We start from the raw sequence: 13959 nt of genomic DNA, 5'->3' as shown, positions 1-13959 counted from the left end.
TATTATGTATATGGGAGATACTTTTTGTATCTCCTTTATTTTTTTATAAGTAGTAATTACTACTACCTTTGCCTACTAAAATTATACTCTAACAGGTATTGATAGCCATATCCCCATCGGTCACCATTTTTATCGATTTCCGTAAATCCAGGCATATCACAATATCCGACTCTTATCTTTTCATAAGTACTATCACTTGCATAAGAAACTCCAGTGAAAGAAAGTTGGAATAAAAAGATTAAAAGGAGACAAAAAGAAAGGCTACTTCTAAGATTCATTCTTGATTTTTGTTTTGCTTTCATTAAATTCACCTCATAATGTATAAAAAGCTATACTATCATAGCTTTTTATAGTAGTTACTTATTCAATAATTTTTCATATTCTTTCATCATACCTCTAAATTTAGAATTGTACTCTAAAACGTTTTTAATACGCCTCATTACAACTTCTTTCACAAAAGGCTTAGATATATAATCATTTACCCCTAGTTGCAACATGTTTATCTGAAGATTTTCATCGCTTTCTGCTGATATAACCACTACTGGGATGTTTTCATAAAGTTTATTTTCATTTTTGTATTTAAGGAATTCTTTTCCATCCATATTGGGCATCAAAACATCTAGAAGGATAAGTTCCACGCTGCGATAATTTTCTTCTAATTTTTTCAGCGCCTCTTCTCCGTCAGATGCTTCAATAACTCTATATTTATTTTTAAACATTTGTTTTAAAATTTCTCTATTTATCTCCAAATCATCCACCACAAGTATAGACGCAGCTTCTAAAGATTTCATGTTTAACATTGACTTATACTTTTGAATCTCCACGTCCATCTTTTTCTGAAGGGTTATATCCGTAGAAGTTCCTATTAGTACGTGTTTGTTGCCTACACTGGTTATATATTTTAATTTTAGATTTACCCATACATGATTTTCTTTGTCAATCCATCTTAAATAGTCACACTCAGTTACTTCCTTTGTTCTGCACACATTGACAAAGGCATCTATTATACTTGCTTGATCCGATAATCCCACACCTACTCTTATTTTATTATTATGGTCTACTATACTATCATAGCCAAACATATCATAGTAAGCATCATTCACTCTTAATATTTCAACTTCTTTTCCGTCAAACTCATATATAGCAACAGGCTGCATAACACTAGAAAACAACATATTCATTTCAGAATTGATGTCCCAGATAGTATTTACATCGAATTGTTCATGGTGAGTTTCTTTTTTATAGCCCTGATTCTTGCCTTCTATAAGCATTTCATATTTTTTAACTGGCATTGGCTCTGCATAATAATAACCCTGTATATATTCACAACCTATTTCTCTTAAAAAATCTACCTGCTCACTCTTTTCAACGCCTTCCGCCACTGTAGGTATCTTGAGCCACTTAGCCATACGTACCACTGATGCTATTATATTTTCCCCTCTCCCTGGTATTTCCGTGTCAGAAAGGAATCTCATGTCTATTTTCAACACATCTACCATAATATCTTTTAAAATATTCAGTGAAGAGTATCCGCTTCCAAAATCATCCATCATTATTATAAAGCCTTTTTTTCTAAAGGCCTTCATGGTTTTTTTCATAGCACTAGGGTTGTCCATATATGCACTTTCCGTAATTTCTAAATTTAATAGTTCATTTGGTATATTATATTTTTCCGTAAGAGATGATATTAAATTCACAAGATTGGGATTATACAAGTTTACTCTAGACACATTGACAGATATAGCACAAGGAGTTTTACCTTCTTCTATCCACCTGTTTAGAATTATGCATACCTTCTCCCACATAAAATAATCAAGTTTTTCAATGAATCCATTTCTCTCAAAAACAGGTACAAAATCTTCAGGAGATATTATTCCTTTTTTAGGATGACACCATCTAACTAATGCTTCTGCACCTACTGGCATGTTTGTTTTAACATCGTATTTAGGCTGAAGATATACCTCAAATTGTTCTGTTTCAAGTGCCTCATTCATGCTATTTGTGATTTCTTGCTCAAGCTTTATGGCATTTCCCATTTCCTCGGTGTATAGAGCAAAGCAGTTAATGTAATCACCTTTTGACTTCTTCGCCGCTAAATTGGCCTTGTCCTCCATTATATTAATTGGCATATAATTATCCTCTATAATATAAATTCCAAAGTTAGGCGCTATATCGTAATTCTTGTTATATACCTTAAGCTCATTCTTAACTAGCTGTACAATCTCAAGAATTCTTTCCATCCCCTCATAATTGAAGCAAAGCAAAAAAACGTCAGATTCCATTCTTCCATATGTACATTTAGGTTGCAATGATGTATGTTCCATAATCTTATCAGCAATGTATTTAAGTAGTTTATCTCCCTCTCCCATACCGTAGAAAGCGTTTATTAAATTGAACCTATTGATATCAAAACGAACAAAAACAAATTTTTCACTACCATACTTGTGCAACATGGCAGTTGTAACTTCATAAAACTTTCTCTTATTATAAATTCCTGTAAGGGAATCATAATCTGATAAGTATGCCAATTTTCTTAAGGTTGAAATATACACATCCATAGTGGGCATCGCCATGTTAGATATAATAGCAATCATACTGCTATCGCTATCATTTATATTCCTCAGTGCTTCTTTTCCATTGCTAGCTCTTAAAAGATTGCAGTCTCTAGAGAGTGCTTGGCATAAATCCTCACTATCTAAAGTCACATCGTCTATTATTAATAAAGTTTTTAGTGAAGCCATAATAACACCCCTTTGAATTTGTTAGAGCATTATATTCCAAAATAATATACTATTATTTAAATTGTATCATTATTTTTTTCCAATTTCAATGACATTTAAATATTGTATAAACCTTTCATTAACATTATTAATTTTACATAAAAAAAAGCCTTGATATTCAAGACTTTTTTGGTGGAGGAAGATGGATTCGAACCATCGAAACGAAACGTAACAGATTTACAGTCTGCCCCCTTTGGCCACTCGGGAACTCCTCCATGATGGAGCTGGCAATAGGAATCGAACCTACAACCTGCTGATTACAAGTCAGCTGCTCTGCCAATTGAGCCATGCCAGCATATATTAAGTTTTTGGTGGAGGAGGATGGATTCGAACCATCGAAACGAAACGTAACAGATTTACAGTCTGCCCCCTTTGGCCACTCGGGAACTCCTCCAGTTATATTCAGATAAGTCACTTACAATCAAGTGTCTCAATCACCGACAGACTCTAGTATACAGTTTTCTTTTATTCATTTCAAATCATATTAAGCCGATTTTTAAAGATTATTCCCTACATACTTTACTATTCTTTTATTTTCTTTATTATACTATAAAGTTTAAATTAACAAATTGCCTTAATTATTATTTCATAATAAACAGCATTTCTTCATATAATCATATATCTGTATTTAATAAAGAAAGCAATAGGATGGTGTTATAATGGCCTATTTACCAAATTATTTGCCCAATAAAAAAAAGATATTAGATTATATGACCTCTTATAAATCTAATAAAATAAAAAAATATTTTAATGGTTCTACTATTATCGTTTGTGTGGGCAGTGACTTATTAGTAGCTGATTCTCTTGGTCCCGTGGTGGGAACACTCTTAAAAGAAAGAAATCTGCCATTTCCAGTGTTTGGCACCTTAAACAGACCTATCGAAGCACAAAACTATAAAAAAGTACTACGGCATATAAATGAAAAATACCCCAATTCAACTATAATTGCTATAGATGCCTGTATCTGCAAACCTGAGCAGGTAGGACACATCTTTATTTCTACAAACCCTGTAAGACCTGGAAAAGGTATAGGAAAACAACTCCCCACCATAGGAAATTTAAGTATCTTAGCTGGAGTATGTCCTGACGACACGGAAGAACCTTTTATAAACCGTAAAGTCCGCCTATCCCTTGTATGGAAAATGGCTTATACCATTGCTTATATAATAGAATACTGTCTTGAAGAATATACAAAAAACTGCCCCGATTATATTTCAAAAGAACAAGAGCAGTTTTTGTATGATAGTTAGAATTCTTTTTATTCGTTTATAAAATCTAAGAACTTTCCTGTTCCAAGAACTACACAAGAAACGCTGTTTTCAGCAACATAAACAGGAACCTTAGTGTACTGTTCAATAAGCTTGTCAAGACCGTTTAACAAAGCTCCTCCACCAGTCATAACAATTCCCTTATCTGCAATATCAGCAGCTAATTCTGGTGGGGTTTTTTCCAATACAGCATGAGTGCATTCCGCAATAGCAGATACAGCCTCCGTAAGTGCATCTCTCATTTCAGCTGATGTTACAATTACGTTTTTAGGAAGTCCACTTATAAGATCTCTTCCTCTTATCTCCATGCTCTTATCCTCTACATCATAGGCACAACCTATGTGTATTTTTAATTCTTCGGCTGTTCTCTCACCAATCATAAGTTTATGATTTTTTCTAATATACTTTATTATTGCTTCATCAAACTCATCACCAGCAATTTTTATTGACTGTCTTACAACCATGCCTCCTAGTGATATTACTGCTACATCTGTAGTTCCTCCACCAATATCAATTACCATATTACCACTGGCTTTGGAAATGTCTAATCCCGCTCCTATAGCAGCTGCTACTGGTTCTTCAATAAGCCTCACCATCTTTGCCCCTGCCATTCTTGCAGCATCCAACACTGCTCTTCTCTCTACTTCTGTGGCTTCACAAGGAACACAAATTACAACTCTTGGAGCTGATTTTCTTTTACCACACGCCTTCTTTATAAAATGCTTTAACATCTTCTCAGTCATATCATAATCAGATATAACTCCATCTTTTAATGGTCTTGTAGCCACAATATTTCCAGGTGTTCTGCCTATCATTTGTCTTGCTTCTTCACCTACTGCAAGAACGCGATCAGTGTTCTTATCTATAGCGACAACAGATGGCTCCTTTAAAATTACACCCTTTCCTTTTATGTACACAAGCACAGTAGCTGTACCTAGATCTATACCCATATCAGTACCCATACCGAAAAAAAACATACATCTCACTCCTACTCTTAGTTAAATAGTAAATTTTTCTGAAGTTCTTTAATTGTGATGTTACACACAATATATCTTATTTATAAACAGAATTCTTAGCTTCACGTGGAGTTTTAATCCCACGTAAAGGTTAGAAGTCGTTATCTAGAGGCGTGGCTCATGTCATCGCCCTCCTTATAAGGGGATGTGTGTCACAAGGGCTAGCCATAAGATAAATTCAGCATAATCAGATGTTTCTTCTTCACATCTGATTATGCATTTTTATTATACACTGCTAATTCTATTTTAACATATTAAGTATCTATATGAAATATATATTCTCTAATTTGTATTATTTTATTATGCTTCTACGCTTTTATATTTCAACTGCGTAGCTTTTCCACCTCTGATATGCCTTTCTGCTTTATTAAAATCCAATACTTGCTTGGCCTCGTTTGCAATTATACTATTAATCAAAGGAAGTCTTTCTGTCATATCTTTATGGATAGTACTTTTGCTAACTCCAAATTTTACAGCAGTTTTTCTTATGGTAGACTTTGATTCAATTATGTAGTTAGCAACATCAAGTACTCTCTGTTCTATATAATCCTTCAAAACTGTCCCTCCTTCCAGATTTAGAAATATCTAAAGTAGCCCTATTACACGACTACTTTAGATATTGGTTTTTCCTTTATTCTTACTTTTTTTCTATGAATTCAGATGGATCTAAATAAGAGTTATCAGTATCTAGCTTTATAAAATCGCCTTCACCGTGTACACACGCAAAATGAAGAAAGCTCATATCTGGTTTTAGTTCTCTTACATTTCTCAATGAAGTATTGCCTACTACACCAACTTTTTGGCCAGCTGCCACCTTTTGGTTTAGTTTTACTGATACATTTTTATCTAAGTTTGCATATACGGATTTATAACCATTTTTGTGAGCTATAACAACCATATAACCAAAACCCTTTGGATTATCTCCTACATAGTCAATTGTACCTTCTGCGGCGCTGGTGACTTTTTCTCCCAACTTTGCTTCATAATTTATCCCAAGATTAGTCTTGTACGTTTTCGAAGTTTTATCTTCAGAAACCACAGCCAAAACAGGAATATCTGAATAAGACTGGACAACCTCTCCTAATACTGGTTTTTGAAAATCTGGAGCAGAAGCTTGTATAACGGCTGCTTCTCCTTCTTCTAAAGTTTTTCCACTTTTAGCTATTTCATATTTTTCTTCAACCTTTACACTGGCTTCTTGAGAAATAACTGGTTTGTCTTCCTTTGCAACTTCAATTTTATTAGCCTTGTTGGTGCTAACAGCCACGGCTGTAACTATAGCGATTAAACATAAGCTAATAAACAATACTACGTAAAAACTGTCTTTTTTAAACAAATTTAGTACCTTTCCTTTTAAGTTATTTGATTTATCATTCATATTAAGCACCTCCTACTAGTAATTTTGTCCAATTTACCTATATTAATACACTTTTTCTTAATAAAAATATATTTTTTTCTATTTTTTTATTAATTTTCCTCGACAAAAAAACATCCTGTATATTTAACAGGATGTTTTTGCTATTATTCTATAGTAACTCCAGTATAATAGTGTTTCAAAATTTCTCTATACCCTACCCCTTCTTTTGCCATGGCTCCAGCCCCCCACTGGCTCATTCCAACTCCATGTCCGTAACCCTTGCAGCTTATGTTTACATTATCGCCTCTGTAAGATAAATTAAAATTCGCCGATGTAAGCCCTAAAATTGACCTAAACTCTGCTCCAGTCATAGAAATATTCCCTAAGGCTATACTCTTCACTGTTCCCTGTTCCGTGCGACTTTTAACTAAAAGCGTTTTTTCGTTTATATTAGCAGCTTTAACACTCACCATGGGGTATTTATTTTTTATCAAACTTAACACTTGTTCTTTAGTAAAGCTAAACTCTGTTTTATACTTTTGTGCCCTTTCCTCTCCTACGCTAGGAACACTTTTCAAATAAGGTTCATCCACCCCAAAAACCTCCACAGAGTCTTCTGTATTACCACTACTAGTTGAAAAATAATAAGGATGCATAACTAATTTCCCCTCATAAGTCAGCACCTCACCCTTTGTACTGTTCACGGCTTGAACAATTTTATCGTACAACTCTTCTTCATTATTTTCATGCCATTTTTCCATGCGTTTTTCTTTGTTCATATACACTTGGCAGTGCACTGTGTCGCATAAATCAGCCTCCTTATTCAGTGAGCAGCCCTTTCCAGTGACACATTTTAAATGGGCCATGGCGTAAGTCCTAGCTGCCACAGCTTGAGCTTTTAGAGCCTCAATTTCAAAGCTTGCAGGCATTTCTGCACTTACAACTCCAATAACGTACTCTTCAAGTCCTAAAGTTATTATTCTATCCTCTTCCTTTAAATACAACCTTATGGGCTGGTCATTTAAATTATTGTTTTTATGTAAAATTCCCTCTGCCCTATCTTCTACCTCTTCATATACATCCCTATCTATGTCCACTACTTTTTCATGATTTTGAACTGCAGACACATTGCCCTTTCCCAATACAAAACTAGATAATATAACAAGAACGTTAAACATAATTACCCCTACTAAAATTTGAACAATATTATTACATAATCCCAACTTCACTTTAGCTTTCCAATCCATATTCCCCTGATCTCTATAGACTATGCTTTAAAATTAACTAGCCATAAATCAGGTTTTTCACCTACCTTTTCTTCTATTTTAGCTCTAGCATTATTTGCCAAATCTAATTGGTCTTATAATATAATATTATTTTTTCTTTAATATATGACTACAAAAAAAATCCTCTCAACGCAAAAATATATTATACTTTATGCGTTGGTGAGGATTCTTAATTTTATATATACTTTTCTATATTTATTATATAGAAGCTATTCTTACAATATCTGCTCCCAATTTTTTTAACTTATCTTCTATTCTATAATAACCTCGATCTAAGTGGTATATATCGTTTACAACAGTTACACCATCTGCTGCTAGTGCTGCTAGTACTAAAGTCGCCCCAGCTCTTAAATCTGTGGCTTTTACCTCAGCACCTGTAAGTTTATCTACACCCCTTATAATCGCACTTCTGCCATCTATTACTATGTTGGCACCCATGCGATTCAGTTCTGGCACGTGCATGAACCTATTCTCAAAAATATTTTCTATTAATAAACTTGTTCCATTTATAATGCTTAGCAAAGCGGTGACTTGAGACTGCATATCCGTAGGAAAACCTGGATATGGCATGGTTTTAATATCTACACTTTTGAAATCTTTATTGCCATCTATAGTAATAGTATTTCCCTTTACCTCTACACCCACACCTATTTCCATAAGTTTAGCTATGACAGGCTTTAAATGGCTCTCATTTATACCTTTAATATCTATTTTACTTTTAGTAATAGCAGCAGCGATCATAAATGTTCCCGCCTCTATTCTATCATATATAGGAGTGTATTCCGTTTCTCTTAACTCTTCCACCCCCTTTATAACAATTCTATCAGTGCCTGCACCCTCTATGTGAGCACCCATACTGTTTAAAAAATTACTTAAATCTTCAATTTCAGGTTCTTCAGCGCAATTTTCAATTATAGTTGTGCCCTTTGCCTTTACAGCACACATCATTATATTTTCCGTGGCACCCACAGAAGGGAAATCAAGGTATACCCTGTTTCCAATTAGCTCATCCGCTTGAACATCCACATAGCCGTGGCCGATACTAATTTTAGCACCTAACTCCGCAAATCCTTTTAAATGGAGATCTATAGGTCGACTACCTATATTACACCCCCCAGGAAGAAATATTTTGCATTTTCCAAACCTTGACAACATAGGCCCCATAAGAAGAAAAGATCCTCTCATCTTCTTTACAAGACCATCTAGAGCCTCTCCACAATCTACTCTAGAAGAATCTATGATAATATCGCCAGCAGAATTATTATGGCAATTACTCTTTTCATCACATACTGTTACATTGGCATTTAAGCCTTTTAATACCTTTGATAAAACAACAACATCCTCCAACATGGGTACTCTATGAATAACGTTTCTTTTACCGTTTAGAATGCAGGCCGACATTATTGGCAATACTGCGTTTTTAGCTATATCTATTTCTACAGTTCCACTTAATTTTTTTCCACCCTTTATCTTAAATTTATCCATGAATTATCCTCCAAAAAATTGCTATAAATTGATCAATAGGAGACATAAATATAGGGTTCTCCACATATTATAACTACTTTGTCTTTATATTTTGCCACACTTATTAAAAACTTATTACTATAATTTGATTTTCCCATAACTTCAATGGCAAAGGCATTAGGTATATTTTCAGTTCTAAATTCGTACTGTAGATTGGATAAATACTTTGTAACCATCTCCTTAGCAAATTCAAAGGAATAATTACTGTTTAACTGCAATTTCGCATTTTTTACCACATTTATATCTAAAATACTATTTTTAAATATTTCCCTAACCTTCTCTGTTAACTCTAATGCCATACTGTTTTCCAAATTTATTTCAGACTCCCAGTGGTCATTCTGAAGCTTTACATCAAAAATCAAATTGTAAAACTCAGCCTTTTCTCTGCAATATATATAACAGGCGTTTTTTTCATATATATCTTTCATAACATCTTCATTTACTATTTCAACATCAATACCATTACTAATCATAGTTTTGCAAATAGTATCTATTTTATTTTTTATATCCCATGATTTTTCAACCTTTAAATTTACATTAAAGTAGTAATCACAATGTTCTATGGCTTGTCTATCTACCATTAAAGATGGGCTATAATCCTTATGGAAAAGGAATTCTGTAAAATTAACAACAAATAAGCTTAAAATAAGTATTAAAATTGATTTTTTCATTATATTCCCTTCCTTTTACCATATATGATGTATTCCTATTTAGAGTCTGTCCACTTAATATGTTTTTATACCCTTACCAAGGATAAAAACATACATATTTTATCATATATATGATGGGTTAAAATTGTGCAAAAAAAATCGGATAAACCTTATGTTATCCGATTTTTTAATTTTGGAATATGTTTTTATTTTAGTTTATCAATCTCTTGATTTAAAAAAGCCAGCCTTCCAGGCCAAAATCATTATAAACACTATAACAGATGTCATAAGGAAGTAAGACTTTGGACCACTTATCTCCATAGCCAAAATCGAAATTCCCCCAAGTATTATGCTTACAGAGTACATAATAAGAACAACTTGTCTTTGTGTTAAGCCCAAACTTAATAATCTATGATGAAGATGTCCTTTATCCCCCTGAGTTATTGGTTTACCATTAATTTTTCTTCTTACCACAGCAAACAGAGTGTCATATATAGGAAGTCCAAAGGTAAGAATAGGTACCGCCAAAGCAAAAGCCGTAGCAGATTTTATGGCCCCATCTATTGAAATCACCGCCAGTAAAAAACCTATAAGTTGAGCTCCCGTATCCCCTAAAAATATGGATGCTGGATTAAAATTAAAGGGTAAGAAACCTAAAAGAGCACCACCTAGTATAGCAGTAAGCACAGCAGTATCAGGTCTATTGTTTAAAATTGCAATAATAAACAAATTAGCTGAAGCAATAAACCCTATACCCGTAGAAAGTCCATCAAGGCCATCTATAAGATTAAAGGCATTGGTGACACCTACAATCCAAATTATTGTTATGGGTATAGAAATATATTGTAGATTTAAAAACAACCTACTGCTTGAAAAGGGATTTGTAATTATATTAATCTTAATCCCACACAACATAACAACAACAGCCGCACTTACCTGAAAAATTATTTTGTAAATTGGTCTAAGATCTATTTTATCATCTAGAAATCCACCTATTACGATGATAGTTGTGCCAATGATTATTCCAATATAAACCTTGTCAATAGACTTAAACCTCATGAGCATACCAATAACAACAGCTATATAAATAGCCAATCCTCCCAGCAGTGGAATAGGCTTATTGTGAACTCTTCTATTGTCCCGCGGTACATCCATTGCCTTAACAAAAACAGCGAACTTTCTTACCAGAGGTGTTGTTACAGTGCTTATAGCCATTGCAATTATAAAATATATAATAGCTTCCTTCATCATATCCCGCCTTTTGTTAATAACCCTTTTCTCTAAATATATCCAAAGATTGTTCAACCCAATCCTTTACCTGTATTACTCTGTATCCCTTTTTTGTATCCCTAATGACAACCTGGCATATGCCTGCATTTATAATTAGTCTTTTGCACATAATACAGCTATTGGCATTTTCTACGTACTCTCCCGTTTTCACGTCTTTTCCAACAAGAAAGAGACTAGCACCAAGCATCTCACTTCTAGAGGCACTAATTATAGCATTGGCCTCTGAATGCACTGAACGGCACAGCTCGTAGTGAGTCCCTCTTTCAATATTAAGTTCCTCCCTCATGCATCTGCCAAGATCTGTACAATTAACAGTGCCGCGTGGAGACCCTGTGTACCCTGTGGAAATTATCTCGTCGTTCTTTACTATTACTGAACCGTAATTTTTTCTAAGGCAGGTTCCCCTTTCAAGAATAACTTCAGCAATGTCCAAATAATAGTTGCATTTGTCTATTCTATCCATATTTTCTTACCTCGCAGCCATGATTTATTGATATAATATTACTTTGTACCAAATAATCTATCTCCTGCATCGCCTAAACCAGGAACTATATAGCCCTTTTCATTAAGGCGTTCATCAATAGCACCTACATATATATGGACATCAGGGTGTACCTTATGGACAGCTTCTATACCCTCTGGAGTACCTATAAGACACATCATTCTTATGCTTTTAGCTCCTCTTTTTTTCAATGCTTCAATAGCATCAATAGCGGATCCCCCAGTAGCAACCATAGGATCTGTTATAATAATTTCTCTCTCATTTATATCCTGTGGAAGTTTACAGAAGTATTCCACCGGTTGAAGTGTTTCTTCATTTCTATACATGCCTATGTGTCCAACCTTTGCAGCTGGGATAATCTTCAACATACCATCTACCATACCAAGACCAGCTCTTAAAATAGGAACTATAGCCATTTTCTTTCCTGTAAGCATTTTACAAGTTGTTTTGCATATTGGTGTTTCTATTTCCACATCCTCCAATTGCATATCCCTTGTGACCTCGTAGGCCATGAGCATGGCAACCTCTTCCACAAGTTCCCTAAAATCTTTTGATCCAGTTTCCTTACTTCTTATTATAGCAAGTTTATGTAGTATTAATGGGTGATTCATTTCTGTTACTTTTCTCATTTATGTACGACCTCCAATTTCATATATGTATATATTTTTCCCTAATCTATTATACTCTATTTAGAATACTTTTTTTCAATTTCAGAAATTTTATTCACTCTTTTTTCGTGTCTGCCACCCTGGAATTCTGCAGCTAAAAATGCATCCACTATGTCTAAAGCAAGACCTTTTCCAACAACTCTTGCACCCATAGCCAATATGTTGGCATCATTGTGTTCTCTTGTAGCATGAGCGCTAAAAGTGTCACTGCAAAGTGCTGCCCTTATGCCCGGAACTTTATTGGCAGCTATGCTTATTCCAATACCTGTTCCGCAAATAATGATACCTAAATCGCATTCCTTTGATACCACAGCTTCAGCCACGGCTTCACCAAAATCGGGATAATCACAAGAGTCTTCGCTATACGTTCCAAAATCTTTTGTATCAATTCCCTTGCCCTGCAAATGCTTTATTATATCATTTTTTAATTCAAACCCTCCATGGTCACATCCTAATGCTATTTTCATAATATTACCTCCTATATTTTATGAAAACCTACTAAATCCTAATCATATTAAACCTTAATATATATTTTACTTCACTAAATATTAAACTTCAATTATATTAAAACCTGCAGATTTTTTTAGTCTGTTCATTATAGCTACACCAATGTTTTCTTCCTCAAAGGCTTCAGATATTATAACATCCACATCAGTGCTGTCAAATTTTCTAAGCGCATCAAATAGATTATACGCTATTTCCTCAATTTTTTCACGGCTACCCACACTAAAAATCACTTCTGCATCAATGTAGCTATTCTTTGTTTCCTCTGTGGCCAAGACACCCACCAATTTTCCTTGCAGTTTATACTGTTGGATCATATGGTTTATTTGTGTTATTGTGCGCTGAACATCTCCTTTAACAATTTTTAAAGGAGACTTTGGAGCATAATGCCTATACTTCATTCCAGGCGCTTTAGGCTTTAAATCCGCCTCTTCCTTTTTTAATATGGCAGGATCAATATATACGTTACTATCCACCATTCTCAATTGCTCTAAGGTAATTCCTCCAGGTCTTAAAACGCATAGTGTTTGGCCCGTACAATCAACTATGGTGGACTCAACTCCCACCCTGGATTCCTCGCTGCCAATTATATATGGTATTTTTCCACTGAGATCCTCTATGCAGTGGTGTACATTGGTTGTACTTGGCCTTCCAGATAAATTTGCTGAAGGAGCCGCAATGGGAACTCCGCTTTGCTCAATAAGTTTTAGAGCTATTTTGTTATCCGGCATTCTTACCCCTACAGTGGAAAGTCCCGCACTTGTTTTGTAGGGAATAATATCCTTTTTGTAAAATAAAAGAGTTAATGGACCTGGCCAAAACAACTCCATAAGCCTTTCAGCCTTTTCACTAATATCCCTTACATAAGGTGTTATATTTTTATCACAAACATGTATTATAAGCGGATTATCCTGTGGCCTTCCCTTTGCCTCAAAAATTTTTGAAACTGCCTTTTCATCTAAAGCATTTGCCCCTAATCCATAAACAGTCTCCGTGGGAAAAGCCACGATTTCACCATTTTTTATATACTGTGCAGCTTCCTTTAAATCATCTTCTTGGATGTCCTCTTCTTTCATTATAACAACTTTTGTTTCCATGTTTTCATCTCCAAATT

General features: G+C 34.4%; 14 protein-coding genes and 3 tRNA genes. 1 reads left to right on the top strand and 16 read right to left on the bottom strand.

Annotation, left to right across the window (positions count from 1 at the left end):
- Positions 1-62: 62 nt before the first annotated feature.
- From BUA73_RS12190 to BUA73_RS12170, 5 genes are all read right to left on the bottom strand, one after another.
- Complete coding sequence (locus tag BUA73_RS12190; protein ID WP_072904396.1) at positions 63-302, bottom strand: hypothetical protein; 240 nt, start codon at positions 300-302, stop codon at positions 63-65.
- A 54-nt stretch (positions 303-356) separates the two neighbouring features.
- Positions 357-2741 (bottom strand): EAL domain-containing protein, encoded by a 2385-nt coding sequence (locus BUA73_RS12185; protein WP_072904395.1) that lies wholly within the window; start codon positions 2739-2741, stop codon positions 357-359.
- A 169-nt stretch (positions 2742-2910) separates the two neighbouring features.
- Positions 2911-2995 (bottom strand) — tRNA-Tyr (locus tag BUA73_RS12180).
- A 4-nt stretch (positions 2996-2999) separates the two neighbouring features.
- Positions 3000-3075 (bottom strand) — tRNA-Thr (locus tag BUA73_RS12175).
- A gap of 14 nt (positions 3076-3089) precedes the next feature.
- A tRNA-Tyr gene (locus BUA73_RS12170) sits at positions 3090-3174 on the bottom strand.
- Between the two features lie 265 nt (positions 3175-3439).
- On the opposite strand from BUA73_RS12170, the gene yyaC reads away from it, so the two are divergent.
- Complete coding sequence (gene yyaC, locus BUA73_RS12165; protein ID WP_072904394.1) at positions 3440-4030, top strand: spore protease YyaC; 591 nt, start codon at positions 3440-3442, stop codon at positions 4028-4030.
- An 8-nt stretch (positions 4031-4038) separates the two neighbouring features.
- Here yyaC and mreB read toward each other — a convergent pair whose 3' ends face one another.
- The 11 genes from mreB to BUA73_RS12110 form a co-directional block, all read right to left on the bottom strand.
- The gene (gene mreB / locus BUA73_RS12160) at positions 4039-5025 is read right to left on the bottom strand and encodes a rod shape-determining protein (RefSeq protein ID WP_072904393.1); all 987 of its coding nucleotides are present in this window, start codon (positions 5023-5025) and stop codon (positions 4039-4041) included.
- 339 nt (positions 5026-5364) lie between these two features.
- Positions 5365-5619: a sporulation transcriptional regulator SpoIIID gene (spoIIID, locus tag BUA73_RS12155; RefSeq protein WP_072904392.1), complete on the bottom strand. Its 255-nt coding sequence runs from the start codon at positions 5617-5619 to the stop codon at positions 5365-5367.
- A gap of 82 nt (positions 5620-5701) precedes the next feature.
- Positions 5702-6442 carry a M23 family metallopeptidase gene (locus BUA73_RS12150; protein ID WP_072904391.1) on the bottom strand — a complete coding sequence of 247 codons (741 nt, stop codon included), beginning with the start codon at positions 6440-6442 and terminating at the stop codon, positions 5702-5704.
- 143 nt (positions 6443-6585) lie between these two features.
- A complete protein-coding gene (gene spoIID / locus BUA73_RS12145) occupies positions 6586-7599 on the bottom strand; it encodes a stage II sporulation protein D (protein WP_178139272.1) in 1014 nt (337 codons plus the stop codon).
- Between the two features lie 306 nt (positions 7600-7905).
- Positions 7906-9192, bottom strand: a complete 1287-nt coding sequence (murA, locus tag BUA73_RS12140; protein ID WP_072904389.1) for a UDP-N-acetylglucosamine 1-carboxyvinyltransferase — start codon at positions 9190-9192, stop codon at positions 7906-7908.
- Between the two features lie 32 nt (positions 9193-9224).
- Entirely contained in the window at positions 9225-9902 is a 678-nt protein-coding gene (locus BUA73_RS12135; protein WP_072904388.1) for a hypothetical protein, read from the bottom strand.
- A 198-nt stretch (positions 9903-10100) separates the two neighbouring features.
- Positions 10101-11129 carry a glycosyltransferase family 4 protein gene (locus BUA73_RS12130; protein WP_072904387.1) on the bottom strand — a complete coding sequence of 343 codons (1029 nt, stop codon included), beginning with the start codon at positions 11127-11129 and terminating at the stop codon, positions 10101-10103.
- Between the two features lie 16 nt (positions 11130-11145).
- A complete protein-coding gene (locus tag BUA73_RS12125; RefSeq protein WP_072904386.1) occupies positions 11146-11634 on the bottom strand; it encodes a deoxycytidylate deaminase in 489 nt (162 codons plus the stop codon).
- A 38-nt stretch (positions 11635-11672) separates the two neighbouring features.
- A complete protein-coding gene (gene upp / locus BUA73_RS12120) occupies positions 11673-12302 on the bottom strand; it encodes a uracil phosphoribosyltransferase (protein WP_072904385.1) in 630 nt (209 codons plus the stop codon).
- A gap of 56 nt (positions 12303-12358) precedes the next feature.
- Positions 12359-12808, bottom strand: a complete 450-nt coding sequence (gene rpiB, locus BUA73_RS12115; RefSeq protein ID WP_072904384.1) for a ribose 5-phosphate isomerase B — start codon at positions 12806-12808, stop codon at positions 12359-12361.
- Positions 12809-12889: 81 nt separating this feature from the next.
- Positions 12890-13942, bottom strand: a complete 1053-nt coding sequence (locus BUA73_RS12110; RefSeq protein WP_072904383.1) for an L-threonylcarbamoyladenylate synthase — start codon at positions 13940-13942, stop codon at positions 12890-12892.
- Between the last annotated feature and the right edge of the window lie 17 nt (positions 13943-13959).

Source organism: Hathewaya proteolytica DSM 3090 (assembly GCF_900142225.1).
GTDB classification, from domain to species: Bacteria; Bacillota; Clostridia; order Clostridiales; family Clostridiaceae; genus Hathewaya; species Hathewaya proteolytica.
This window is presented reverse-complemented; position numbering and strand designations above follow the sequence as displayed.